The 23,793-nt window shown below is 73.8% G+C and carries 23 protein-coding genes; 16 read left to right on the forward strand and 7 right to left on the reverse strand.

The genetic code is table 11. The annotated features are described in order from the left end of the window. Positions 1 to 36: 36 nt before the first annotated feature. Together Psi01_RS16575 and Psi01_RS16580 are read right to left on the reverse strand one after the other, a co-directional pair. On the reverse strand, positions 37 to 708 hold the full coding sequence (locus Psi01_RS16575; RefSeq protein WP_204064920.1) for a response regulator: 672 nt from the start codon (positions 706 to 708) through the stop codon (positions 37 to 39). Next, positions 705 to 1,937, reverse strand: coding sequence for a sensor histidine kinase (locus Psi01_RS16580; RefSeq protein WP_204064921.1), 1,233 nt, complete (start codon positions 1,935 to 1,937; stop codon positions 705 to 707). The genes Psi01_RS16575 and Psi01_RS16580 overlap by 4 nt, the downstream gene beginning before the upstream one ends. 398 nt (positions 1,938 to 2,335) lie before the next feature. Here Psi01_RS16580 and Psi01_RS16585 point away from each other — a divergent pair, with 398 nt between their 5' ends. From Psi01_RS16585 to plsX, 5 genes are all read left to right on the forward strand, one after another. After that, positions 2,336 to 2,737, forward strand: coding sequence for a phage holin family protein (locus Psi01_RS16585; protein ID WP_204064922.1), 402 nt, complete (start codon positions 2,336 to 2,338; stop codon positions 2,735 to 2,737). Then, on the forward strand, positions 2,734 to 3,336 hold the full coding sequence (locus Psi01_RS16590; protein WP_204064923.1) for a DUF3618 domain-containing protein: 603 nt from the start codon (positions 2,734 to 2,736) through the stop codon (positions 3,334 to 3,336). The genes Psi01_RS16585 and Psi01_RS16590 overlap by 4 nt, the downstream gene beginning before the upstream one ends. A 288-nt stretch (positions 3,337 to 3,624) precedes the next feature. Further along, complete coding sequence (gene crtI / locus Psi01_RS16595) at positions 3,625 to 5,082, forward strand: phytoene desaturase family protein (protein ID WP_204064924.1); 1,458 nt, start codon at positions 3,625 to 3,627, stop codon at positions 5,080 to 5,082. After that, positions 5,079 to 5,993: a phytoene/squalene synthase family protein gene (locus Psi01_RS16600; RefSeq protein ID WP_204064925.1), complete on the forward strand. Its 915-nt coding sequence runs from the start codon at positions 5,079 to 5,081 to the stop codon at positions 5,991 to 5,993. The genes crtI and Psi01_RS16600 overlap by 4 nt, the downstream gene beginning before the upstream one ends. Before the next feature lie 43 nt (positions 5,994 to 6,036). Continuing rightward, positions 6,037 to 7,005, forward strand: a complete 969-nt coding sequence (gene plsX, locus Psi01_RS16605) for a phosphate acyltransferase PlsX (protein WP_204064926.1) — start codon at positions 6,037 to 6,039, stop codon at positions 7,003 to 7,005. A 32-nt stretch (positions 7,006 to 7,037) separates the two neighbouring features. Here plsX and Psi01_RS16610 read toward each other — a convergent pair whose 3' ends face one another. After that, positions 7,038 to 7,700, reverse strand: coding sequence for a spheroidene monooxygenase (locus Psi01_RS16610; RefSeq protein ID WP_239127769.1), 663 nt, complete (start codon positions 7,698 to 7,700; stop codon positions 7,038 to 7,040). 40 nt (positions 7,701 to 7,740) lie between these two features. On the opposite strand from Psi01_RS16610, the gene Psi01_RS16615 reads away from it, so the two are divergent. Continuing rightward, the gene (locus tag Psi01_RS16615; protein WP_204064928.1) at positions 7,741 to 8,340 is read left to right on the forward strand and encodes a glycerol-3-phosphate acyltransferase; all 600 of its coding nucleotides are present in this window, start codon (positions 7,741 to 7,743) and stop codon (positions 8,338 to 8,340) included. Here Psi01_RS16615 and Psi01_RS16620 read toward each other — a convergent pair. From Psi01_RS16620 to Psi01_RS16635, 4 genes are all read right to left on the reverse strand, one after another. Further along, complete coding sequence (locus Psi01_RS16620) at positions 8,288 to 9,565, reverse strand: glycosyltransferase family 2 protein (RefSeq protein ID WP_204064929.1); 1,278 nt, start codon at positions 9,563 to 9,565, stop codon at positions 8,288 to 8,290. The genes Psi01_RS16615 and Psi01_RS16620 overlap by 53 nt on opposite strands. Positions 9,566 to 9,602: 37 nt before the next feature. Further along, on the reverse strand, positions 9,603 to 11,060 hold the full coding sequence (locus Psi01_RS16625) for a phytoene desaturase family protein (RefSeq protein ID WP_239127770.1): 1,458 nt from the start codon (positions 11,058 to 11,060) through the stop codon (positions 9,603 to 9,605). Further along, the gene (locus tag Psi01_RS16630) at positions 11,048 to 11,824 is read right to left on the reverse strand and encodes a carotenoid biosynthesis protein (protein WP_239127771.1); all 777 of its coding nucleotides are present in this window, start codon (positions 11,822 to 11,824) and stop codon (positions 11,048 to 11,050) included. The genes Psi01_RS16625 and Psi01_RS16630 overlap by 13 nt, the downstream gene beginning before the upstream one ends. Positions 11,825 to 12,493: 669 nt before the next feature. Then, complete coding sequence (locus Psi01_RS16635) at positions 12,494 to 13,168, reverse strand: winged helix-turn-helix transcriptional regulator (RefSeq protein WP_204064930.1); 675 nt, start codon at positions 13,166 to 13,168, stop codon at positions 12,494 to 12,496. Between the two features lie 87 nt (positions 13,169 to 13,255). On the opposite strand from Psi01_RS16635, the gene Psi01_RS16640 reads away from it, so the two are divergent. The 10 genes from Psi01_RS16640 to Psi01_RS16685 all read left to right on the forward strand — a co-directional run bounded on the left by Psi01_RS16640 (position 13,256) and on the right by Psi01_RS16685 (position 23,676). Next, positions 13,256 to 14,395 (forward strand): acyl-CoA dehydrogenase family protein, encoded by a 1,140-nt coding sequence (locus Psi01_RS16640; protein WP_204064931.1) that lies wholly within the window; start codon positions 13,256 to 13,258, stop codon positions 14,393 to 14,395. 132 nt (positions 14,396 to 14,527) lie between these two features. Further along, a complete protein-coding gene (locus Psi01_RS16645; protein WP_204064932.1) occupies positions 14,528 to 15,025 on the forward strand; it encodes a MaoC family dehydratase in 498 nt (165 codons plus the stop codon). Between the two features lie 34 nt (positions 15,026 to 15,059). Further along, positions 15,060 to 16,220 carry an acyl-CoA dehydrogenase family protein gene (locus tag Psi01_RS16650; RefSeq protein ID WP_204064933.1) on the forward strand — a complete coding sequence of 387 codons (1,161 nt, stop codon included), beginning with the start codon at positions 15,060 to 15,062 and terminating at the stop codon, positions 16,218 to 16,220. 71 nt (positions 16,221 to 16,291) lie between these two features. Then, positions 16,292 to 17,488 (forward strand): sensor histidine kinase, encoded by a 1,197-nt coding sequence (locus Psi01_RS16655; protein ID WP_204064934.1) that lies wholly within the window; start codon positions 16,292 to 16,294, stop codon positions 17,486 to 17,488. Between the two features lie 164 nt (positions 17,489 to 17,652). Continuing rightward, complete coding sequence (locus Psi01_RS16660) at positions 17,653 to 18,954, forward strand: MFS transporter (protein WP_204064935.1); 1,302 nt, start codon at positions 17,653 to 17,655, stop codon at positions 18,952 to 18,954. 56 nt (positions 18,955 to 19,010) lie between these two features. Further along, a complete protein-coding gene (locus Psi01_RS16665) occupies positions 19,011 to 19,772 on the forward strand; it encodes a LytR/AlgR family response regulator transcription factor (protein ID WP_204064936.1) in 762 nt (253 codons plus the stop codon). A gap of 36 nt (positions 19,773 to 19,808) precedes the next feature. After that, the gene (locus Psi01_RS16670) at positions 19,809 to 20,252 is read left to right on the forward strand and encodes a hypothetical protein (RefSeq protein ID WP_204064937.1); all 444 of its coding nucleotides are present in this window, start codon (positions 19,809 to 19,811) and stop codon (positions 20,250 to 20,252) included. A 76-nt stretch (positions 20,253 to 20,328) separates the two neighbouring features. Continuing rightward, positions 20,329 to 21,828, forward strand: coding sequence for a sodium/solute symporter (locus tag Psi01_RS16675; RefSeq protein ID WP_204064938.1), 1,500 nt, complete (start codon positions 20,329 to 20,331; stop codon positions 21,826 to 21,828). Positions 21,829 to 21,892: 64 nt separating this feature from the next. Continuing rightward, positions 21,893 to 22,660, forward strand: a complete 768-nt coding sequence (locus Psi01_RS16680) for a hypothetical protein (protein ID WP_204064939.1) — start codon at positions 21,893 to 21,895, stop codon at positions 22,658 to 22,660. Between the two features lie 59 nt (positions 22,661 to 22,719). Beyond that, on the forward strand, positions 22,720 to 23,676 hold the full coding sequence (locus Psi01_RS16685; RefSeq protein ID WP_204064940.1) for a hypothetical protein: 957 nt from the start codon (positions 22,720 to 22,722) through the stop codon (positions 23,674 to 23,676). Positions 23,677 to 23,793: the final 117 nt, after the last annotated feature.

Genomic DNA, 23,793 nt, shown 5'->3' on the forward strand with positions numbered 1-23,793 from the left:
CGGACGGAACCCGGGCGCCGAGCCCGGACCACGCGGTCAGGGCGCTCCTCTGCGGGGGCTGACGAGCCCGGTCTCGTAGGCCAGGGCGACGGCCTGGGCGCGGCTGGACAGCCCCAGCTTGGCCATCGCCCGGTTGAGGTGGGTCTTGACCGTCGCCTCGCTGACGCACAATTCGTCGGCGACCTCGGCGTTGGACAGCGCGCGGCCCACCAGGCGCAGGACCTCCACCTCGCGGGCGGTGAGCGCGTCCAGGCCGGGGTCCTGGACGAGAGAGGAGCCGCGGCCGTTGGTGTAGGCCTCGACGAGGCGGCGGGTCACGGTCGGGGCGAACAGCATGTCGCCCGCGGCGATCGTGCGCACCGCGGCGATCAGCCGCTCCGGCGGGGTGTCCTTGAGCAGGAACCCCGAGGCCCCGGCGCGCAGCGCGTCGTAGACGTACTCGTCCAGATCGAAGGTGGTCAGGATCAGCACCTTCGGCGGCGGATTCCCGGCGGCGGCCAGGATGCGCTCGGTCGCGGCGATGCCGTTCAGGCCCGGCATCCGCACGTCCATCAGGATCACGTCGGGTCGCGCGGCGGCGGCCATCCTGACGGCCTCCTCGCCGCCGGAGGCCTCGCCCACCACCTCCAGGTCCGGCGTCGCCCGGATCAGCGCGGCGAAACCGGCCCGCACCAGGATCTGGTCGTCCACGACCAGCACCTTGATCATTCTCTTCCCCGCCCGTCGGATCCGTCCAGCGGCCCCGGTTCGCCGGGCTCGCCCTTGGGGGGTGACAGCGGCAGCGTGGCCGCCACCTCGAACCCGCCCTCCGGCCGCCGCCCGGAGATCACCGTGCCGCGGTAGAGCCTGACGCGTTCGCGCATCCCGATCAACCCGTGCCCGTCCTCGCCCGGCGCCTCCTGGCAGGATCCGTCGTCGGTCACCGTCACGCGCAGCTCCTCGCCGCCGTAGTGCAGCCGGACCGTCGCCCTGGCGCCGAGCGCGTGCTTGATCACATTGGTCAGGCTCTCCTGGACCACCCGGTAGGCGCACAGCTCCACCCCGGGATTGAGCGCCCGGGGGCTGCCGGTCACCTCCAGCTCGACCGGCACCCCGGCGGTGCGCACGCGGTCGACGAGCTGGCCGAGCTGGCTCAGGCCGGGAGTGGGGTCGTAGACGGCGTCACCGCCGCGCCCGTGGTCCAGCCGGAGCACCGCCAGCAGCCGGCGCATCTCCTCCAGCGCCTCGTGGCTGGTGTCGGCGACCGTGGCCAGCGCGGCGCGGGCCGTCCCCGGGTCGCTGGCGAACACGTAGCGGGCCAGCCCGGCCTGCACCGAGATCACCGACATGTGGTGGGCGACGATGTCGTGCAGCTCCCCGGCCACGCGCACCCGCTCCTCGGTGACCGCCCGCCTGGCCCGGTCCTCCTGCTCGCGCCGCAGCCGCTCGGTGAGCTCGGCCAGGCGCCGGTTGCGCTCGGCCAGCCTGCGGGTGCCCAGGCCGAGCGCGCAGGTGATGCCGACGACGGCCAGGCCCTGAAGGGCGTTCAGCAGCGCCATGCCGTCCTGCGCGGTGGCCGCGGCCCACCACCACACCACCGTCGCGACCGCCGCCCCGGCCGTCATGACCGGCAGCGGGCGCAGGGCCGCGACGCTGTAGAGGACGAACATGGTGGAGAAGTTGTTCACGTCGGCCTGGTAGCCCAGCGCGTGGTGGCAGATCGAGGCGGCCGCGCAGACCAGCAGCGCGGTCATCGGGACGATCCTGCGCACGGCGATCGGCAGGTTCGCCGCGCAGGTCAGCAGGACCGCCACCGCGTCCGGCCGCCGCCACGCGCCGCTGCGGTCGGAGGCCGCCCACACCAGGGTGATCGCGGTGAGCGCGACGGCGAACACCCCGTCCACGAGCCCGGGATCCACCCTGCCCGCCCGGTCCACCAGCGCCGTCCATGCCCGCATCCGCGCATGCTAGCCAGCCCGGCCGGATCCCCTCATCCGGTGTCCGGTTGAGGGCGCATACCGCGGGAGTTGTACGGCGGGGCCGCGCCTACCGCGCAGGTCGCGGCCGGATCAGACTCGCGAGCGATGCGGGGGCGGCGGGAACGATCTACCGTTGACCCGTCACCGGTGATCGATGACGGCCGCCCCGCGGGTGGCGGCGCCGTGCGCACACCGCCGGAGAGCCGTGCGCACACCGTCGGAGATCCGTACGGGGGCGATCTCCGAGGTCGCGGACGGACGGCGGGCGGCGCCCCGAACTGTGGCCGGGACCGGAGGGGAGACCCGGTCCCGGCCACGCGATGGTTTGCGGGGGCCACAGCGGGTAGACGCCTACTCCTATAGGGAGGAGGCATGTCATGACGCACAGCACGAAAGATTCCCTGTCGACCGCCGAGCTGGTCCGGCAGGTTTCCGAGGGGGTCTCCCGTCTGGTCAGAGACGAGCTCCGCCTGGCGAAGATCGAGCTCGCGGAGAAGGGCAGACACGCGGGACGCGGCGCCGGGCTGTTCGGCGGGGCCGGAGTCGTGGCCCTGTTCGGAGCCGGTGCGATGGTGGCCGCGGTGATCCTGCTGCTCGCCCTGGTGATGCCCGCCTGGGCCGCCGCGGCGGTCGTCGGAGCGGTGCTGCTGGCCACGGCCGCGGTCCTGGGGCTGATGGGCAAGCGCCAGGTTCAGGAGGTCGGCTCACCGGCTCCCGAGCGAACCATCCGCAGCGTCAAGAACGACATCGACGCCGTGAAGGAAAGGGCACACCGATGACCGAGACCGACCCGGGCCGGCGCCGCGACACCGCGGACGCCGGGACGACCGGTTCCCGCAGGGAGGACATCGGCGCTTCCACGCCCCCCGACGAGAGCGCCTCCTCCAGCGGCACCTCCGCCTCCGGGCGGGCGACGACCGGCGACACCCCGAACGACGGCGGCTCCGGCTCCTTCTCCGCCGGGACGACGGAGGAGCAGGCCGTACGGCGCGACATCGAGGAGACCCGCCGCGAGCTCGGGGACAGCGTGGAGGCGCTGATCCACAAGACCGACATCAAGGGCCGCGTCCAGGGGCGCGTCCACGAGACCGTCGCCAACGTCGGCGACGACGTCAAGCGCATGGGCACGGCGACCGCCGACACCGCCACCGGCCTGGTGGACCGCGTCAAGGGAGCGGCCCCGCACGCGCTGGACAAGGTCAAGGAGGCGGCCCCGCACGCGCTGGACAAGGTCAGGGACGTCACCCCGGTCGAGGTCAGGCAGACCGCGGGGAAGGTCTCGGCCGAGGTCTCCAAGCGGCCCGCCGCGACACTGGCGGTGACGGCCGCGCTCGCGCTGCTGGTGTTCCGCGCCGTGCGCCGCAGGCGGAGCAGGTAGGCCGCGACCGGCGAGACATCACGGGTGAAGGGCCCGTCCCCGCAGGGGACGGGCCCTTCGTCTGCCGTCCGCCCGCGACTTCTCCGCCGCCCGCAACCGAACGCCGTCACCCCTCGAAGAGCCATGTAGTGATCAGACGGCCCGCCCGTCGCGCCTGCGGGCCGGCGGGAACGGCCGGTGCCGCACCGCTCGGCGCGTCGGGCGGTTAAAGCCCTGGAAACGGGCATGATCGCCGCTAGTCGTCCGTGGATGAACCGGACTCGCCCGCCGGGCGAGGAGGAGGAACGCATGAGCCGGACCGTGGTGGTCGGAGCCGGGCTCGCAGGTCTGGCCGCCGCGATGCGGCTGGCCGCGGCGGGACGGGAGGTCACCGTCGTCGAGGCCCGGGATGTCCCGGGCGGCTGCTGCGGGACCGCGCGCATGGGGGAGTACCGCTTCGACACCGGTCCCTCGGTGCTCACGATGCCGGACGTGCTGGCCGACACCTTCGCCGCGGCGGGCGAGGAGATGGAGCACTGGCTGCCCCTGCGCCGGCTGGACCCGTACTACCGGCTGCGCTACCACGACGGCTCGCACCTGGACGTCGTGCCCGGCGAGGAGGCCATGATCGAGCAGGTGCGCCGGCTGTGCGGGGCGGCGGAGGCCGTACGCTACCGCCGGTTCCGGGCCAGGCTCGGCGAGCTGTTCGCCGCCGAGTGGGACTCCTTCATCGACCGCGACATGACGCGCCTGCGCGAGCTGGCCCGGCCGCACGCCCTGGCGCGGCTGGCGGCCCTGGGCGGTTTCCGGCGGTTGGACCGCCTGGTGGGCAGCCACCTGACCGACCACCGGCTGATCAAGGCGCACACCTTCCAGGCGCTCTACGTCGGGCTCTCCCCGCGTACGGCGCTCGGGATCTACGCGGTGATCGCCCACATGGACACCGTCGGCGGCGTCTACTTCCCCCGGCACGGCGGCATGCACGCCATCCCGCAGGCGATGGCCGCGGTCGCGGAGAAGGCCGGGGCGCAGATGCGGTACGGCGTGCGCGCGGTGAAGATCGAAAGGGACGCCTCCGGGGTCGCCGCCGTCCGGCTCGACACCGGTGAGCGCCTGGCCGCCCGCGACGTCGTGGTCGCCTGCGACCTCCCGGCGGCCCACGCGGGCCTGCTGCCCGAGGGGTCGGGCGACTGGCGGCTGCGCCGTCCCCGCTACTCGCCGTCCTGCCTGGTGCTGCACTTCGGCCTCGACCGCAGGCTCGCCGATCAGGCCCACCACACCCTGCACTTCGGCGGCCGGTGGCATTCCGGCTTCGCCGAGCTGACCTCGGGCAGGCCGCAGTCCGACCCGAACATCCTGGTCACCTACCCGGAGTCCGACACCGACGCCGCGCCCGCCGGGCACGCCACGCTCACCGCCCTGGAACCCGCCCCCAACCTGGAGGGCGGCGACTGGGAGCGGCTCGCCCCCCGGCTGGAGGAGCGCCTGCTGGGCAGGCTCTCCGACCTCGGCTACGGCGACCTGTCGGCCGCCCCCCGGCTCGGCTTCGACCCCCCGGCCTGGGCCCGGCTGGGGCACTCGGCCGGCACCCCGTTCGCCCTGGATCACCGCTTCCGCCAGACGGCCTGGTTCCGCCCGGCCGGCGCCGCCCGGCGCGTCGCCGGCCTGCACTTCGCGGGCATGTACACCGCTCCGGGGGTGGGCGTGCCACCGGTGCTGATCTCGGGCAGGCTCGCCGCCGAGCGCATCCTGAAGGCCGGCCGATGACGAACGCACCCGTCTCCCTGACCCGCAGCTACGAGCTGTGCCGGCGCTTCAACGCCCGCCACGGCCGCTCCTACTACCTGGCGACCATGCTGCTGCCCGCCTGGAAGCGGCCGCACGTGCACGCGCTGTACGGCTTCGCCCGCTACGCCGACGAGATCGTGGACTCCTTCACGATGACCGGGGACCGGGCGGCGGCCCTGGACGGGCTGCGGGACCGGCTGGCGACCGCGCTGGCCGGCGGGCCGCCCGGCGACGCCGTACTCCCGGCGTTCGTGCAGACCGTGCGCTCCTTCGGCATCGACCACGCCGACATCGAGGCGTTCCTGCGCGCGATGCGGTCCGACCTGACCGTCACCCGCTACGCCACCTACGACGACCTGCTCGGTTACATGGAGGGCTCGGCCGCGGTCATCGGCACGATGATGCTGCCGGTGCTCGAACCCCTGCCCGGCATGGCCGAACGGGCCCGCGAACCGGCCCGTCAGCTCGGACTGGCCTTCCAGCTCACCAACTTCCTGCGCGACGTCGCCGAGGACCTGGCACGCGGCCGGGTCTACCTGCCGCTGGCAGACCTGGACCGGTTCGGCGTGGACGTGACCGACCTGCGCCGCCCCACGTGCACCCCCGCGCTGCGGGAGCTGCTGGCCTTCGAGGCGGCGCGGGCCCGCGAGCACTACCGGCGGGCGCTGGAGGGGATCGGCCTGCTCACCCCCTCCTCGCGGCCGTGCATCCGCGCCGCCTACGAGCTGTACGGAGGCATCCTCGACAGGATCGAGGCCTGCGAGTACGAGGTCCTGCGCGGCCGGGCCGTCGTCCCCCGCTCCCGGCGGCTTGCCATCTTCACCCGGCACCTGCTGGCGGCGACCGCGGCCGACCGCGCCGAACGCCGGGTGACCGCCGATGTCCCCTGAGGCCGCCCCTTCGCCCCTTCACCACCCCTTCAAGGAGGACCCGATGTCAGGACCGGTCGTCGTCGACGCGATGGGCGGGGACCACGGACCGCAGGAGGTCGTCGCGGGGGCCGTGACGGCCCTGCGGGAGCACGGCGTGCCGGTGCTGCTGGTCGGCCGGGCCGGAGAGGTCCGCCGGGAACTGGCGCGTCACGACGCGGCCGGCGAGATCGACGTGGTGCACGCCGAGGAGGTCGTCCCGATGACCGAGCGGGGGTCCGGCGCGATCACCGGCGACTCCAGCATCGCGGTGGGCTGCGAGCTGCTGGCCCAGCGCACGGGCGGGGCGTTCGTGTCGGCGGGGTCCACGGGCGCGGTCGTCTCGTGCGCGGTGCGGAGCGTCGGCCGGGCCGATGGGGTGCTGCGGCCCGCGCTGGCCGTGGCGCTGCCCCAGATCACCGGCGGGGCCAGCGTCCTGATCGACGCCGGGGCGACCTCCGACCCCACACCCGAGATGATCGCCCAGTTCGCGCTGCTGGGCGCCTCCTACGCCCAGCTGGTCCTGGGCGTGCCCGAGCCGGCGGTGGGCCTGCTGTCGATCGGCTCCGAGCCCGGCAAGGGCAACCGGCTCAGCCGCCGGGCGGAGCGGCCGCTGGCGTCCTCGCCGTTCCGCTTCCACGGTCCCATCGAGGGGCACGACGTGCTGGCGGGCACGGTCGACGTGATCGTCACCGACGGGTTCACCGGCAACGTCGTGCTCAAGAACGTCGAGGGCACCGTCCGCACCGTACTGACCATGATCGCGCAGGCCGGGATCGCCGGGCCGGAGGCCCTGCGCGAGGTCGCGCGCCGCTACGACCCCGAGACGCACGGCGGCGCCGCGCTGCTGGGCCTGAGCGGGACCGTGGTCGTCGCGCACGGCTCCTCCCGCGCCCGCACGATCGCCCGGGCCTGCGTGGTGGCGCACGACCTGGCGGGCGGCGGGGTCGTCTCCCGGGTACGGGACCACCTCGAGGTGGAGGCGGTGGGTTGACCCGCCGTGCCGGTCCCGGCGGGGGAGGGTGTTCAGGCGAGGGGGTCCGTCCCGTTCCAGGTGCCCGCGCTGCCGTACGGGGCGAACCTGGCGAACAGCTCCTCGGAGTACCAGCGGCCGGAACGGGTCCGGCCGATCACCCGCCGGTGCGCCCCTCCGCGGTGGGCAAAGTCCCGCACCGCCGCGGCGTCGCGCCAGAGCGAGAACGTGGCCTGCCGCGCCAGCGGCCATTCCCCGACGCCGACCGAGGCCAGGCAGCCCTCCTGCTCCCGCAGCAAAGCGTCCACCTCCGGCACCGACCGGTAGAACGCGACCAGCCGCGAGGGCCGGATCGACGCCCTGGTCAGCACCGCCACCGGCCCCGCCTGCCGGGGCGCTCCGGCCCCGGTCTGCGCGATGTCCCCGGCCTCCTCGGTGGCGAACGGGTCCACCCCGCCCCAGCGCCCGCGCGAGGCCAGCGGCGCCAGCCGTACGTGCCAGGACTCCTGCGCCTCCCGGTTCCAGCGCGCCGCGATCGGGGAGCGGGACAGGAAGCCGTCCAGGGCCGGCTCGCCGTCCCACACCGCGAACAGGGCCCAGCGGCGCAGGTCCGCGTCCAGGCTCATCGAGGCGCCCCGGCCCGAGCCGAGCAGCCGCCAGAACCGCAGTCCCGGCGTGCGCGCCAGCACCGGCCGGTCGAACGCCATGTACCGCATGGCTCCCAGATCCGCATACCTGACGAGGTGGAACGAGGCTATGGTCCCCGTGCTCGTGGCCGTCATCGGTGGCTACCTTCTCGGATCCGTGCCGGTGGCGGTGCTCGTCGCCCGCGCGTACGGCTTCGACCCCCGGGCGGTCGGCGACCGCAACCCGGGCTTCTGGAACATGAAGGAACAGCTCGGCTGGCGTGCCGCCGTGCCCGTCTTCGCGGGTGACATGCTCAAGGGCACGTTCGCCGCGCTGGCGGCCCTGACGGTCAGCGGCGCGCACACCACAGGCTTCGGCGTGGTCACCGGTGACAGCGTCGTTCCGGTGTACCTCGCCACGGCCGCGGCGATGATCGGGCACGCCTGGCCGGTCTTCGCCGGCTTCCGGGGCGGACGGTCCATCCTCACCTTCGTGGGCGGCTTCGCGGTCATCTGCCCGCCCGCGTTCCTGCTGGGCGTGGCCGTCCTGGTGGTGACCGCCCTGGTCACCCGGTCGTTCGCGATCGGGGCGCGGGCCGGGGTGTTCGGCATCCCTCTCCTGCAGCTGCTGTTCACGCCGGTCGGGTACGTGGCCGCGACCGGGGCGCTGATGTGCCTCATCGGGCTGCGCTTCGGCCAGGCCGCGCGGGCGGCCCGGACTCCGTCGTGACCTCCCCGGCGGTCGTGGTCTCGCGGGCGCCGGTGGCGGTGCCGGAGTCCGTGCCCGTCCCCGTTCCGGTGGCGGAGGCCGTTCCCGCGCCCGTCGCGGCGTCCGGGTAGGTACGGCCCCGCCAGGTGCGGACCGGCCGCAGCGTCGCCTGCGTCAGCCGCAGCGCCGTCAGCGGGTCCAGCAGGGGTGACAGCAGCACGCCGGGCCCGGGCCGGGCGTAGCTGCCGCGCAGCGCCCCGGTCAGCAGCAGCCGTACGGCCAGCAGGGCCAGGTCGAGCCGGGTGGGCCGCCCGGCCGCGAGCCGGATCACCGGCAGGGCGGCGGTCAGCCAGACCACCGCCAGGTCGGCGGCCTGCCAGCCGGGGGAGGTGACGTCGCGCAGCGGCAGCGACCGCCCCCACTCCCGCCACACCTCGGCCGCGGACTCGTGCATGTCGACCTCCAGCAGCCCGCCCGCCTCCAGGAAGCCCACCCGCCAGCCGGCGGCGGCCAGGGACCGGGCGAGGGCCACGTCGTCGGTCATGTGCCCGCGGATCCGCGCGAACCCGTCGGTCTCCAGCATCGCCGTACGGCGGAAGGCCGTGCACTGGCCGTTGGCCACGGTCCGGTGTGGGGCGGGGGGCGCCGCCGGGCCGATCGGCCCGAACCGGTAGACGAGGGTGGCCAGGAACGAGGCGTGCAGCGCCTGCTCGGCGGTCCCGTCGCAGACGAAGCGCGGGCCCACGGTGAGCAGGTCGTAGCGCTCCAGCGCGCGGGCCGCGGCCCCGGCCAGGCCGGGCGCCGGGCGCGTGTCGGCGTCGAGGGTGACCACCACGTCCCCGCGGGCCGCCTCGACCCCCTGCCGCAGCGCCCACTGCTTGCCGACCCAGCCCGGGGGCAGGGGAGCCCCCGTCACGACCTTCGCCCCCAGCTCGGCGGCCAGGCGCGCGGTGCCGTCCGAGGAGCCGTCGTCGACGACGATCACCTCGGCGACGTCCGGATCGGCCAGGACAGCCGTCAGGCAGGCCCCGATCCGGTGCTCCTCGTCCCGCGCCGGGATCACCACCGAGATCTCCCCGGCCCCGGCTGCTTCGGTCCTGGTTTCGGAAAGCGGGGTCTCGGGGGCCGCGGACAGCGGCGGCAGCCGGGTGCGCCCGCGGGCCAGCCGTACGGCCACCGCGACGGCCGCGGCGGCCTGCAAAGCGGTGAGCGGCCTGACGCGCATCCCCCGGAACCGGCGGCTCATGTGTGCTCCCTGGCGTCGGCGGATCGTGGCTGGCGGCTCATGCGTGTCCTCCGGCGGGCCGGGACCGGCGGGGGAAGTCCTCGGCGACCAGGGAGGCGACGATGCGCCCGCCCATCGCCACCAGGGGGAGCCCGCCGCCCGGGTGCACCGAGCCGCCCACCAGGTACAGCCCCCGCCGCGGGCCCCGGTTGCCGGGCCGGCGGAAGGGGGCCAGCACGCCGTCGTAGGCGCCGCCGTAGATCGACCCGCCCCAGGCGCCGTAGCGGTCGCGCAGGTCGGCGGGGGTGAACAGGTCGACGAAGCGGAGCCGTCCCGACAGGTCGTGGCCGCGGGAGGCCAGGCGCTCCAGGACGAGGTCCCGGTAGGCCTCGGGGGAGATCGGCCAGCGTTCGGGGTCCCGGGACGGGACGTTGACCAGCATCGTCCAGTTCTCGGCGCCCCCGGGGGCCTGAGAGGGGTCGTCGACCGCCGAGCAGCCGATGTAGACGGTCGGGTCCCCGGGCGGGCGGCGCCGGTCGAAGATGTCGGCGAACTCCCGCTCGTAGTCGGCGGAGAAGACGATCGAGTGGTGGGGCAGGCCCTCGGTCCGCCCCTCCACCCCGGCCAGCAGCAGGAACGCCGAGGAGGACAGGCCGAGGCCGGCGATGCGCCGCAGCCTGCGCCGGTCGGGCAGCAACCGTCCGTACAGCGCCGCGGCGTCGGTGTTGGCGACCACGACGTCGGCGTGCTCGCGCTCGCCAGAGGCCAGCCGTACCCCCAGGACCCGTTCACCGTCGGCGAGCACCTCGGTGACCTCGGAGCCGGTCACCACCTCCACGCCCGCCTTCTCCAGCAGCACCGCCAGGGCGTCGGCGATGCGCGGCAGCCCGCCCGGCACGTACCAGCCGCCCTCGCCGTGCTCGATCGCCGGGATGCAGCCGAGCGCGGCCGGGGCCCGGTACGGGCTGGAGCCCGCGTAGGTGGCGTACCGCCCGGCGTACTGGTGCAGGCGCCGGTCGGTGAAGAAGCGCCGGGCCAGGCCGTGCAGGGTCCGGCCGGGCGCGACCGCCAGCAGGTCGGCCGGGCGGGCCTCGGCCGGGGGACGGGTCAGCGGCCCGGCGAAGAAGGTGCGGCGCGAGGCCTCGAAACAGGTGCGGGCCCAGTCGTGGAAGGCCAGCCAGTTGCGGCCCTCGCCCGGCGCCAGCCGGTCCACCTCGTCGGCAGTCCGGCCGGGGTCGCGGTAGGCGGTGAACGCCGAGCCGTCGGCGAAGCGGTAGCGGCACAGCTCCCGCAGCTCCACCAGGTCGAGTTCCAGGCCGAGATCGGCGAAGACGCCGGGCAGCGTCAGCAGGGAGGGACCGACGGAGAAGGTGAACCCGTCACGCCGGTGCTCGGCGAGCTTGCCGCCCAGCCGGGGCAGGCGCTCGTGCAGGCGCACCAGATGTCCCTCACGGGCCAGCAGCAGCGCGGAGACCATCCCGCCGACGCCGCCCCCGACCACGATCACTTCCGCCATCGACGCCTCCAGGCGAGCAGTGCGAACAGGCCCATGCAGATCCCCCCGGCGGCGGCGACCAGCGGGTCCGGCGGGTCGAAGACCGCCGCGAAGCCGACGGTCTCCATGACCGCCATCACGGTGTAGAGCGTGACCAGCCCGGTGCCCGGCTCCTGCGGCCGGGCCACGACGCGGTCCACCAGCGCCATCATCACCAGCGAGACCGCCAGCCAGCCGGCGAAGTTCTCCAGGGGGACGCCCCGGTACGGGCCCGGCTCGTGCCAGACCCACAGCCCCAGCCGGATCATCTGCGGGTCGAGGAACAGGTCCCAGGCCGTCAGGGCCACCGCGCCCACGACGATCCGGGCCGCGCGCGAGCCCGGCACCGCGGCCGCCGCCACCGCGTGGGCCGCCAGTCCCATGCCGCCCCAGGCCAGCGCCACGATGACCGGGACGTCGCCGAGTTGCGGCTGCAGCAGTTCGGTGTAGTGGTAGTCCCCGAACGGGAACCCGGTCCTGACGCCCACCCACTCCGCCGCGTACCCGGCCGCCACCGCGGCGGCGAAGGCCGCGACGGCCCTGGGGAGGGTGTGGGCCGCCGCGGCGAAGGCGACCGCGCTCGCCGCCAGCAGGAGCACCACCACGCTGGTGAGCAGGATCGGCCGCGGATGCAGCCCGGTCGCCACCTGCGCGGCGACCATCGCGGCCAGCAGCAGCGTCCCCGCCGCGCCGAGCACCCGGCGCGCGGCGGGGGCCCGTGTCCCAGGGACCCGTGTCGTCGTCACCGCTCGCCGCTCCCGCCTTCCGTGTGATCTCTCCTACGGGTGTTCCTTCGAGAGGCCGCCCCCGCCGGACGCATCCCGGCACCCCCTTGTCCGGATCCTCTCCGTGCTATCCGGATCATCTCCGTGGCAAACCCGCCACGACGGCCCGCCGCGAGGAGCCTTTACCAGCTCTGGAGCGGTGCGTGCCGGGCGGGTGAGCCCCCCGCGGAGCACGTCCCCGGCCGGGTGCCGCCCATCGGAGTCGGCGGATTGAAAGGGTGTCGAGGCCGGAGCCGGCAGGTTGAAAGGATTCCGGACCGACCGCGGGAACATCTGACGCCGTCGGCTGGTTACATACATCGTGGCCGGTGTGCCCAGTGTCCCCGGGCCTCACCTATAACTGCCTTCGCGGACTACCGTTCGGCTGGAGCCGCGTTGTGCCTTTCGCCGAGAGGCGACACGCACACCGGTACACACGCATCGTCGACGGCCCCGCCGGGAGACTCCTCCCGGCGGGGCCGTCGGCGTTCCGGCATCGCCTTTGCGGGGACGGGCGTCGATTCCCGGTTCGGCGTAGGCGGTCAGAGGGCGTAAGGGCCGAAGCGGCCCCAGGCGCCGGAGGCTCCGGGCGGCACCCGGCCGGCCGCGGACGTGCTTCACGGGCGGGCTGCGCCGCGCATCCTCGCGCGGCTACGGCCGGGGCGTCCGGGCGAAGGACGACAACTTGAACCATGCGGGTACGGCCCGGCGCAGTTGCTGGGGGCCGTACACCTCCACCGCGCTTGAGCGCAGGGCCTCGGGCCAGGCGAGGTCGCCGCGCCATATCTCGGTCATCCGGCGCAGGCGGGCGGTGATCCTCACCGACGGGGGATGGCCGGGGTCCTGGTCGCAGACGTCGGCGTCGCCGGAGGCGATGACCAGCCACCAGTCGCGGGTCTGGGGGGCGACGTCGGGGAAGCTGAACTGCACCACCGTGCGGCCCGGCGGGACGGCGTCGTGATCGATGTTGCGGTGTATGTCCCACATCAGCAACTGCGGGTCGAGGTCCTCGTCGCCGATCTCGGGGATCCAGCGGATGCCCCAGGCGCCCAGGGCCTCGACCACCGGTTGCAGCTCGCGTCCGGCGGGGGTGAGGGTGTAGCTCACCCGGCCGCCGTCGGGGCGGCGCTCCAGGACGCCCGCCCGCACCAGCCGGTTCAACCGCTTGGACAGCAGGGACGGGGACATCTTCGGCACCCCGCGGCGCAGCTCGTTGAAGTGGCGGCTCCCGGTGACCAGCTCGCGGACGATGAGCAGCGTCCAGCGCTCGTCGAGCAGCTCCATCGCCTTGGCGACAGGGCAGAACTGTCCGTAGGACGATCCCATGCCGTCAGGCTAGCTTCGCTTCCGCGCTCCGGGCAGATACACATCTCGTACTAGGAGCCGGTGACCTGGCGTTCCTACCGTTGCCCCATGACCATCACAGTCAACTCCATCCCGACCGATGACGACATCGTCGCGCTGGCCGCCGAGCTCGGCCTGCGCTGCGCGCCGAGCGAGGCCGAGCACGACCGCGAGGCGACCTTCGTGACCGAGGCCTACAAGGCGATGCGCGAATGCGGATACCTTCGGCTGGCGGTCCCCAACGAGTTCGGCGGCCTGGGCGCCGGCCTGCGCCAGGTCGTACTGGCCGAGGGCGAGCTGGCCCGCCGCGCGGGCTCCGCCGCGCTCGCCGCGGCCATGCACCTCTATCTCACCCTCGTGCAGTGCTGGCGGCACCGCAGGGGTGCGCCCGACGCCGAGGGAGCGCTGCGCCGCGTCGCCGCGGACGAGCTGATCATGGCCACCAGCGGCGGATCGGACTGGGTGTCCCCGACCACGACGGCCGTCCAGGTCGACGGGGGCTTCCGGTTCACCGGACGCAAGAAGTTCTGCTCGCAGGCGCCGGTCGCCACGGTCCTGTCGACCTCCGCCGTGCTCGGCGAGCCCGGCCCGGACGCCGAGGTGCTGCACGCGACGGTGCCGCTGTCCAGCCCGGGCGTGTCACTGGTCGAGACCTGGGACACGCTGGGCATGCGCGGCACCGCCAGCCACGACCTGGTGTTCGAGGACGTGTTCGTCCCGGCGGAGAAGGTCGTGGGGCGGCGGCCGTACGGCAGTCTCAGCGGGCCGCTGCTGGTCGCGGTGATCCACTTCGCGCCCGTGGTGAGCGCGGTCTACCTGGGCATCGCCCAGGGCGCCTGCGACGAGGCGCTGCGGGTCCTGGGCGCGCGCCCGCAGGACCCGGGTCCCACGGCGGTACGGCAGATCGGGGAGATGGCCGCCCGGCTGCGGGTGGCCCGCTGGGCGCTGCTGGCCGCGGTGGAGGAGGTGGGCGAGGACCCGCCGGCGGACGAGCAGACCCTGATCACGTTGATGGTGGCCAAGCGGCACGCCGTGTGCGAGGCGAAGGCGATCGTCGATCTCGCCCTCGACACCGTGGGCGGGCCGGCCTTCTTCCGGAGCTCTCCGCTGGAGCGGGCCTACCGCGACGTCCGGGGAGGTCCGTTCCACCCGCTCACCCCCGAGGCGACGCTGGCGCTGGCCGGGACCGGTGCGCTGGGGAAGAGCTGAGCGCGGGGCGGCTCCGTTGTAGACCACGTGGGATAGCACAGGGTAACGTCCTTCCCGTTGGAACAATGTTCCGGTCCGGCGCGGCCGAAGTGCCCGCCGGACGGCGCGTGGACCCGTGGCAGAGGGGAAGGCATGCAGTTCGGGCGCACCTATGAGGAGTTCGAGGTCGGCGCCGTCTACAAGCACTGGCCCGGCAAGACGGTGACGGAGTACGACAACCACCTGTTCTGTCTGCTGACCATGAACCACCATCCGGTGCACATGGACGACAACTACTCGGCGACCACGGACCACGGCCGCAACCTCGTCGTCGGCAACTACGTCTACTCCCTGCTGATCGGCATGTCCGTTCCGGACGTCTCCGGGCGGGCGATCGCGAACCTCGAGGTCGAGTCGCTCAGGCACGTCGCCCCGACCTTCCACGGGGACACGATCTACGGCGAGACGACCGTGCTGGACAAGCGGCGGTCGGCGTCGAAGGAGGACCGGGGCATCGTCGAGGTGGAGACCAGGGGATACAAGCAGGACGGCACCCTGGTCTGCGTCTTCCGCCGCAAGGTCATGGTTCCGACGGAGACCTACCTGAAGGAACGCGGCGACCAGCCGGGACGCCCGGTCCCCCGGTCTTGACGGCCGCCGACGCCCGCTCCGGAAAGGACCCAGTGTGGATTTCGAGCTGAACGACGAGCAGCGGATGTTCCGCAGGACCCTGCGGGAGTTCGTCGACCGGGAGATCGTGCCCGTGGCCCCGGAGTGGGAGCGCACCGGCCGCTACCCGACCGAGATCGTCGAAGAGTTCAAGCGCATGGGCCTGTTCGGGATCACGATCCCCGAGGAGTACGGCGGGCTGGACCTGGACCGGGTCTCCTTCGCCCTGGTCTTCGAGGAGATCGCGCGCGGCTGGATGGGCGTGGCCGGGGTGCTCGGCTCGCACTCGCTGGCCGCGTGGATGATCGCCCGGTACGGCACCGAGGAGCAGAAGAAGACCTTCCTGCCCGACCTGGCCACCGGCGCCCGCCGTACCGGGATCGCGCTGACCGAGCCGGGCGCGGGCACGGACCTGCAGGGCATCCAGACCCGGGCGGTCCGCGACGGCGACCACTACGTGATCAACGGCACCAAGACGTGGATCACCAACGCCCGGCACGCCGACCCGATGCCCGTCCTGGTCAAGACCTCGATCACCGAGCCGGCCCACCGGGGCATGTCGCTGATCCTCGTGGACGCCGGCACCCCCGGCTACACCGTGAGCCGCGACCTGCCCAAGCTCGGCTACAAGGGCACCGAGACCTGCGAGATCGTGCTGGAGGACGTGCGCGTCCCGGCCTCGCGGCTGCTGGGCGGGGTCGAGGGCCGGGGCATGCAGCAGGCGCTGTCCGCCCTGGAGCTCGGCCGAATCAACATCGCCGCCCGCGCCGTCGGGGTCTCCCAGTGCGCCTACGACGCCGCGCTGAACTACTCCCGCGAGCGGCACGCCTTCGGCAAGCCCATCTCCGGATTCCAGGCGATCCAGCTCAAGCTCGCCGACATGGCCACCGAGATCCAGGCCGCCCGGCTGCTCACCTACTGGGCGGCCGTCGGCTCGGAGGCGGGCGCGGTGAACGCCGAGGCCGCCATGGCCAAGTACTTCGCCTCCGAGGTCGCGCTGCGCACCACCATGGAGGCCATGCGCATCCACGGCGGCTACGGCTACTCCCAGGAGTTCGTGGTCGAGCGCCTCTACCGGGACGCGCCGCTCATGGCCATCGGGGAGGGCACCAACGACGTCCAGCGGATGGTCATCGCCAGGTCCCTCATCGCGGGCGAGGCCAAGGTCGGCTGGTGACCCGCTGACCGCCGCGCTCCGGAACCCGATGACGTCCCCGGCGCCGGGCGGGGACGGATAAGGTCCGGAGCGTGGAACCCGTCGTCGCCGTCCTGCTGGTCGTCGCCCTCGTGGGCGTACCCGCCCTGGTGCTGTGGCAGGTGCTGCGCGGACGGCGGGACCTGGGCAGCAGCCCGGCGGAGCGGGCCACCTTCGAGACCCTGCACACCGCCTCGCTGGCCGCCCCGCCGCTGCGGGCCGGGCTGACCGAGGCGGGCGCCCAGAAGGCCTCCCGCCACCTGCGGGAACTGCTCGGCTCCCCGGCGCTGGCGATCACCGACGAGCACCGGCTGCTGGTCTACGACGGCGAGGGCGACCACCACGCCCAGGAGGTCTTCGACAACGCGGCCAAGACCCTGGCCGACGGCCGTACCCAGGTCCTCGGGCCGGAGGTCGTCTCCTGCGACCTGCCCGAGTGCCCGATCCGGTTCGCGGTCGTGGTGCCGCTCACCACCGACGGCCGGGTGGTCGGCTCGCTGGCCGCCTACGGCGGAAGCGCCTCGGCCGGTCTGGTGCGGGCCGCCCACGAGGTGGCCAACTGGGTGGACTCCCAGCTGGAGCTGGCCGAGCTCGACCGCTCCCGGACCCGCCTGATGGAGGCGGAGGTCCGGGCGCTGCGGGCGCAGATCTCCCCGCACTTCATCTACAACTCGCTGACCACGATCGCGAGCTTCGTCAGGTCCGACCCCGACCGGTCACGCGAGTTGCTGCTGGACTTCGCCGACTTCACCCGCTACTCCTTCCGGCGGCACGGCGAGTTCACCACGCTCGCCGAGGAGTTGCGCTCCATCGACCGTTACCTGACCCTGGAGCGCGCCCGCTTCGGCGACCAGCTCCAGGTGACGCTGCGCATCGCCCCCGAGGTGCTCCCGGTGGCGGTGCCGTTCCTGTGCCTGCAGCCCCTGGTCGAGAACGCGGTACGGCACGGCCTGGAGAGCAAACCCGGGGTCGGCCGCATCTCGATCGCCGCCGAGGACGCCGGGGCGGAGTGCCGGATCAGCGTGGAGGACGACGGGGTCGGCATGGAGCCCGACCGGCTGCGCCGCATCCTGGCCGGGGACGCCGACGAGAGGTCGGGGGCCGGGGGAGTGGGCCTGGCCAACGTGGACGAGCGGCTGCGCCAGGTCTACGGCGACGAGTACGGCCTGGTGGTGGAGACCGGGAAGGGTGCGGGGACCAAGGTCAACGTGCGTCTGCCCAAGTATCACCCGGGCGTCTCCGCGCACTGAGGACCGGCCCACTGAGGGATGCCGCGGGCCGTCCGCCGCTCTGTTTGGTATGTCACATGGTGATGGAGATATCACAACAACTGTTGAGTTATCGCACAACCATATGTCAAGATCACCTATCTTCTTGAGCATTCTGACGGAGCCGCCCCCCATCCGGAGGACTCATGAGCAGCAGTCGCACGGACGCGCCCGACCCGGCAGGGGAAGCGGCCGTCTCCGGTGACGCGCCCGCGCGGGGGCTGGGGCGGCGCTTCTGGGTGCTGTTCTCCTCCGGTTCCGTCTCCAACCTCGCCGACGGCGTCGGCCGGGTCGCCCTGCCCCTGCTGGCGGTGACCCTCACCCGCGACCCGGTGCCCGTCGCGGCCCTGTCGTCGCTGACCTTCCTGCCGTGGCTGCTGTTCGCGATCCCCAGCGGGGTCCTGGTGGACCGGATCGACCGGCGCTGGGCGATGATCATCTCCCAGCTGGTCAGGGTCGTGGTCGTGGGCCTGCTGACGCTGGCGGTGGCGACGGGGCAGGCGGCCCTGTGGATGCTCTACGCGGCGGCCCTCGCCCTCGGCGCCGTCGAGACGCTCTACGACAACGCGATCCGCGCGATCATGCCGGCGGTGGTACGGCGCGACCAGCTGGAGAAGGCCAACGGCCGCACCGAGGCGGCCACCGCCGTCACCGACAGCTTCCTCGGCGCCCCGCTGGGCAGCGCGCTGTTCATGGTCGCCGCCGCACTCCCGTTCCTGGCGAACTCGCTGGGCTTCCTGCTCGCCGGGGCGCTGCTGTTCCTGCTGCCGGGCCACTACCGGGCCGAGCGCGCCGCCGGAGAGCGGCCCGCGAGCATGCGCGCGGAGATGGCCGAGGGCGTGCGCTGGCTCTGGAACCACACGTTCCTGCGCAACCTCACCCTGGTCGGCGCGCTGTCGGCCGGGGCGTTCAGCTCCGTCATGGCGGTGCTGGTGCTGTTCGTGGTGGACGTGCTCGAACTGCCCCCCGCCGCGTTCGGCTGGTTCCTGCTGGCCTCGGCGGCGGGCGGGCTGGTCGGCGGGCTGGTCGCGGCGCCGCTGGCCGCCAGGCTGCCCAGGGGAGCGGTCATGGCCGCGGGGATGGGAGCCCCGGCGGTCTTCTTCGTGCTCATCGGCGCCGCGCCTTCGACGGTGACGCTGGTGGCCTCATGTGTAATAGGCAGCATGGGCACCGTGGTGTCGAACGTCGTGGTCATGTCGATCCGCCAGGCACTGATCCCGCCGCACCTGTTCGGCCGGGTGCTCGGGGTGATCCGCACGCTCCTGTGGAGCCTGATCCCGCTCGGCGCGCTGGCGGGCGGCCTGCTGGCCGACCTGTTCGGGCTGCGGACCCTGGCGGTGATCGGAGGGAGCCTGATGCTGGCGCTCCTGGTCCCGCTCGCGCTGACGCTCCACCGGCACCGCAGGGAGCTGGACACGCTGAACAGCGCGGATGCAGTTGACACCTGATGTCTGATTCATCACCCTCTAGGGAATTCCGTAGTGAACGACCCGGAGGAGCGAGCGTGGCCGGCCTGCGTGTCCTGGCGGTGGACGACGAGCTTCCCGCCCTTGAGGACCTGGCGTACCTGCTGCGGGCCGACCCGCGCATCGCCGAGGTGTCCCTGGCCAGAGACGGCGCGGCGGCGCTGCGCGCTCTGGACCGGGCCATCGCCGACGGCAGGCCGATCGACGCGGTCTTCCTGGACATCCGCATGCGCGGGCTGGACGGGGTGGTGCTGGGCAGGCTGCTGTCGCAGTTCGCCAACCCCCCGCGGGTGGTCTTCGTGACCGCCTACGAGGAGCACGCGGTGGACGCCTTCGAGCTGAAGGCCGAGGACTACCTGCTCAAGCCGGTCCGGCCGGAACGGCTGGCCGAGGCCATCCGCCGGGTGTTCGTCTCGGCCGAGCTGCCGGACGGCGACGCCCCGGGCCGGACCGACCCCGGCACCATCCCGGTCGAGCTGGGCGGGGTGACCCGCTTCGTGGCCAGCACCGAGGTCCGCTACGTCGAGGCGCAGGGCGACTACGCCCGCCTGCACACCGCGGGGGGCAGCCACCTGGTCCGCATCTCGCTGGCGACGCTGGAGGAGCGCTGGGCCTCGGCCGGCTTCGTCCGGGTGCACCGCAGCCACCTGGTGGCGGTCAAGCACATCGACGAGCTGCACATCGACTCCGGCCGCTGCGTGGTCCGCATCGGCGAGACCGAGATCCCCGTCAGCCGCCGCCACACCAGGGAACTGCGGGACCTGCTGGTCCGGCGGGCGCGCAAGGGGCGTGCGGAGTGAGCAGGGAACGCGAGCGGGCCGGCGAGGAGCGGTGAAGTGAGCAGGGAACGCGAGCGGGTGCGCAAGGAGATCGACCGGTTCCGCCGCGACGGCGACCGCGCGCGCAAGGAGAACGACAAGCCGCGCAGGGAGGTCGTGACCAGCCCCCGCACGATGGCCGCCCGTCACCTCCGCTACACCGCCAGCAGGGAGATCGACGAGCAGACCCGGCTGGGCGAGGTCTACATGCGCTCGCTGGTCCGCACCCAGTTCCGGCTGGCCATGTTCGTCTGCACGGTGCTCGGCTGCGTGGTGGGCGGGCTGCCGCTGCTGTTCCTGCTGGTGCCGCAGCTGCGCGAGGTCCAGCTGCTGGGCATCCCGCTGCCGTGGGTGGTGCTGGCGGGCCTGATCTATCCGGCCTTCGTGCTGGGCGCCTGGCTCTACGTACGGCAGGCCGAGCGCAACGAACGCCACTTCGCCGAACTGGTGGACGGCCAGTGACCGCCACGCCGCGGGTACGGCGGGCGCGGGCGGCGCGGGAACGGCGGATGCGGGGTTCGCGGGGAGGGAAGACCGGATGAGCACCGCCTACGGTGTGACGGCGGTCGTGCTGGTGGTGGTGGCCGCGGTGCTGATCGGGGCCTTCGGCCTCCGGCTGTCGCGGACCACCTCCGACTTCTACGTCGCCTCCCGGACGGTCTCCCCGCTGTGGAACGCCTCGGCCATCGGCGGGGAGTACCTGTCGGCCGCGAGCTTCCTGGGCATCGCCGGGCTGATCCTGGCCTACGGCGCCGACATGCTGTGGCTGCCGGTCGGCTGGACCGGCGGTTATCTGGTGCTGCTGGTCCTGGTCTCGGCGCCGCTGCGCCGCTCGGGCGCCTACACGCTGCCGGACTTCGCCGAGGCGCGGCTGGAGTCGATGGCGGTACGGCGGGTGGCCAGCGTGCTGGTCGTGCTGATCGGCTGGCTGTACCTGATGCCGCAGTTCCAGAGCGCCGGCCTGGTGCTCCGGACCGTCACCGGTGCGCCGGTGTGGGTCGGCGGGGTGCTGGTGGCGGCGGTGGTCGCGGTCAACGTGATGTCCGGGGGCATGCGCTCGATCACTTTCGTGCAGGCCTTCCAGTACTGGCTCAAGCTCACCGCCCTCGCCCTGCCGCTGGTGTTCCTGCTGATGGCATGGCGGGCCGACGGATCCCCGGGGCTGAGCGCGCAGGACGCGGCCGGCTGGGCGCTGCCCCTGTCGGGCGACCGGGAGTACGGCCTCTACTCGACGTACTCGCTGATCCTGGCGACGTTCCTGGGCACCATGGGCCTGCCGCACGTGCTCGTCCGCTTCTACACCAACCCCGACGGCCGGGCCGCCCGCCGTACGACACTGGTCGTGCTGTCGCTGCTGGGCGCCTTCTACCTGCTGCCGGCGGTGTACGGCGCGCTGGGCCGGATCTACGTGCCCGACCTGGAGGGACGCGACACGGTGGTGCTGACCCTGCCCGGGCACCTGATCGGGGGGATGGCGGGGGACCTGCTGACCGCGCTGGTGACGGCCGGGGCCTTCGCGGCCTTCCTGTCCACCTCCTCGGGGCTGACCGTCTCGGTGGCGGGCGTGATCGGGCAGGACATCCTCAAGGGCGGGGTGCGCTCGTTCCGGACCGCCGCGGTGCTGGCGGTGACCGTGCCGCTGGCCCTGGCCACCTCGGCCCGCGCACTGCCGGTCGCCGACGTGGTGGGCCTGGCCTTCGCGGTGGCCGCCTCGTCGTTCTGCCCGCTGCTGGTCCTGGGCATCTGGTGGCGGCGGCTGACCTCCGCCGGGGCGCTGGCCGGGCTGCTCGCCGGCGGCGGGCTGGCCTGCGGCGCGGTCCTGGTCACGATCGCCGGAGGCCCGTACACGGGCCTGGCGGGCGCCCTGCTGGCCCAGCCCGCCGCCCTGACGGTGCCCGTCGCCTTCGCGGTCATGGTGATCGTCTCCCTGCTGACCCCGGAGCGCATCCCGGCGGGCGTCGCCCGCACGATGGTGCGCCTGCACACGCCCGAGACGCTGAACGTGGACCGGGGCGACTGGCGGCCCCGCCACAGCTGAGGCTTCCGATCCCGCGTAACGGGTATTCGTCAGAGCGTCCGGGAACGGGGTTCGGGGGTACTCCATGAAGGGCTCGGGGGTGTGCGCCGCCGTGGCCGCGCTGACGATGGCGACGGCGTGCGGGGCCGGAGACGACGGGGCCGGGCTGGGTCCCGAGGTCGTCGTGACGCCCGACGACGGCCTCGTGCCGGTCAGAGGCGGGGAGGACATTCCCGCGGCCGCGCTGGCGGCGGTGGAGGAGTGCGACCGGCGGCTGCGCGCCGGCGAGTACGCGGAACTGGCCGCCTCGGCGGACCGGAGCACCGGGCAGGGTCCGCAGGCCGCGGCCGTGCGCCGGGTGTGCGGGGGGACCGCCAGGATCAACGGCGGGCAGGTCGAGGAGGGGCTGGCGGACCTGCGCGAGGCCGAGGCGATGAGCGCGGACCTGCCCGAAGCCGTCCGCGGGCAGCTGCTGGCGCTGCTGTACCGCGCCCAGGTCGTCGGATACGCCGCGACAGGCCAGGAGGCCGAGGTGAGCGCGGCCCTCGGCGACCTGGTCCGGCTCGAACCGGAGCGGGCCGAGCAGTACGCGGGGGAGTGCGAGGCGGCGAAGCGGCCCGGCTCGCAGGTGCGGTGCGAGCTGTCCGGGACGCCGGAGCCGGCCGGCACCCCCGGGACGCCGGATCCCTCGGCCACCTCCGGGACGCCGGACCCGGCGGAGTCCCCGACCGGCTCCACCGAGCCGGAGCCGAGCCCGGACGGGAGCGCGACCGGTCCCACCGAGCCGGGCCCGAGCCCGGCGAGCCCGGACGGAGCCGGGACCGGGCCGGGCTCCGGCGAGGGCGGCGACTGACGGTGGCGCGGCGGGGGAGGAGGACGCGCCCCGCTGCGGGCGCAGCGGATACGGCAGGCATGGCGGACGCCGAGAACACGGCGGGTACGGCGGATGACTCCGTGTCGGACTTCGCGCACCTCTGGCAGGTCCTGGCCAGGGTCGTGGCCCCGACGACGCTGGTCACCGCGCTCATGGTCTATTTCGGCTGGGCACGGGCGAGCGTCACCTACCGCGTCTTCGGCCTCGACCAGAGCGTCCTGGGCCTGTCGCTGCAGGACTACCTGTTCCGCAGCATCGACGCGACCATCGAGCCGCTCGCGGGCCTGCTGCTGGCGGTCATGATCGCGATCCCGGCCCACCTGCTGCTCACCCGGCTGCTGTCGCGCTTCCGGAAGGTGGCGCGGTGGGCCGTTCCGGCGGTGGCCGCGGCCGGGCTCGCGGTGTGCCTGACCGGGCTCGCGGGGATCACCGGGCTGGGGAGATACCGCTCCGAGTGGCCGATCGTCCCGATGAGTCTGGGGCTGGGCGTGATGCTGATCGGCTACGCCGCCCACCTGCACTCCCTGACCTCCGACCGCAGGCTCTGGCCCGGCGGCGAGTCCCCGCCGCTGCGGACGGCGCGACGGGTGGCCTTCATGGGGCTTCTCATCCTGACCGCGCTGTGGTCCGCGGCCGTCTACGCGCAGAACCGCGGCGTCGACGTGGCCCGCGATCTGGTGGCGGACGCCAGGCGGCTGCCGGGCGTCGTGGTGTACGCGCCCGAGCGCCTGCCCATCGAAGGGCCGGGGGTGGGGGAGAGCGCGCTGCCGGTGCCGCCGGGCGACAGGCCGCGGCACCGCTACCGCTACGACGGCCTGCGGCTGCTCATCCACGCCGGCCAGCAGTACTTCCTGCTGCCCGTCTGCTGGCGGGGCGACGGCCGGTCACGGGTGATCGGGCTCCCGGACGACAAGAGCCTCCGCCTGGAGTTCTTCCGCGTGACGGGGCCGCCCCGCCCGGCCTGCCCGCTCCCGCCGCCCGGGGAGCCGGGATAGCCGGCGGAGGACCGTTCGTCGCGCCAGAAGGACCTTTCACCGCACGCCGGCCCCAACTGACCGCCGGTCGGCGGCGGCTGGGCGAAGAGTGCGCCCCAAGGTCTCCTCGCGGGGTAC

Source organism: Paraplanobispora siamensis, from assembly GCF_016863175.1.
GTDB classification, from domain to species: domain Bacteria; phylum Actinomycetota; class Actinomycetes; order Streptosporangiales; family Streptosporangiaceae; genus Planobispora; species Planobispora siamensis.

What these genes read in the sequence shown, in the direction of transcription:
- Psi01_RS16660 (WP_204064935.1), top strand. Translation starts at nt 17,653, where the DNA reads ATGAGCAGCAGTCGCACGGACGCGCCCGACCCGGCAGGGGAAGCGGCC.
- Psi01_RS16680 (WP_204064939.1), top strand. Translation starts at nt 21,893, where the DNA reads ATGAAGGGCTCGGGGGTGTGCGCCGCCGTGGCCGCGCTGACGATGGCG.
- Psi01_RS16675 (WP_204064938.1), top strand. Translation starts at nt 20,329, where the DNA reads ATGAGCACCGCCTACGGTGTGACGGCGGTCGTGCTGGTGGTGGTGGCC.
- Psi01_RS16620 (WP_204064929.1), bottom strand. Translation starts at nt 9,565, where the DNA reads ATGAGCCGCCGGTTCCGGGGGATGCGCGTCAGGCCGCTCACCGCTTTG.
- Psi01_RS16575 (WP_204064920.1), bottom strand. Translation starts at nt 708, where the DNA reads ATGATCAAGGTGCTGGTCGTGGACGACCAGATCCTGGTGCGGGCCGGT.
- Psi01_RS16640 (WP_204064931.1), top strand. Translation starts at nt 13,256, where the DNA reads ATGACCATCACAGTCAACTCCATCCCGACCGATGACGACATCGTCGCG.
- Psi01_RS16685 (WP_204064940.1), top strand. Translation starts at nt 22,720, where the DNA reads ATGGCGGACGCCGAGAACACGGCGGGTACGGCGGATGACTCCGTGTCG.
- crtI (WP_204064924.1), top strand. Translation starts at nt 3,625, where the DNA reads ATGAGCCGGACCGTGGTGGTCGGAGCCGGGCTCGCAGGTCTGGCCGCC.
- Psi01_RS16600 (WP_204064925.1), top strand. Translation starts at nt 5,079, where the DNA reads ATGACGAACGCACCCGTCTCCCTGACCCGCAGCTACGAGCTGTGCCGG.
- Psi01_RS16610 (WP_239127769.1), bottom strand. Translation starts at nt 7,700, where the DNA reads ATGCGGTACATGGCGTTCGACCGGCCGGTGCTGGCGCGCACGCCGGGA.
- Psi01_RS16645 (WP_204064932.1), top strand. Translation starts at nt 14,528, where the DNA reads ATGCAGTTCGGGCGCACCTATGAGGAGTTCGAGGTCGGCGCCGTCTAC.
- plsX (WP_204064926.1), top strand. Translation starts at nt 6,037, where the DNA reads ATGTCAGGACCGGTCGTCGTCGACGCGATGGGCGGGGACCACGGACCG.
- Psi01_RS16580 (WP_204064921.1), bottom strand. Translation starts at nt 1,937, where the DNA reads ATGCGGGCATGGACGGCGCTGGTGGACCGGGCGGGCAGGGTGGATCCC.
- Psi01_RS16625 (WP_239127770.1), bottom strand. Translation starts at nt 11,060, where the DNA reads ATGGCGGAAGTGATCGTGGTCGGGGGCGGCGTCGGCGGGATGGTCTCC.
- Psi01_RS16585 (WP_204064922.1), top strand. Translation starts at nt 2,336, where the DNA reads ATGACGCACAGCACGAAAGATTCCCTGTCGACCGCCGAGCTGGTCCGG.
- Psi01_RS16635 (WP_204064930.1), bottom strand. Translation starts at nt 13,168, where the DNA reads ATGGGATCGTCCTACGGACAGTTCTGCCCTGTCGCCAAGGCGATGGAG.
- Psi01_RS16615 (WP_204064928.1), top strand. Translation starts at nt 7,741, where the DNA reads ATGGTCCCCGTGCTCGTGGCCGTCATCGGTGGCTACCTTCTCGGATCC.
- Psi01_RS16590 (WP_204064923.1), top strand. Translation starts at nt 2,734, where the DNA reads ATGACCGAGACCGACCCGGGCCGGCGCCGCGACACCGCGGACGCCGGG.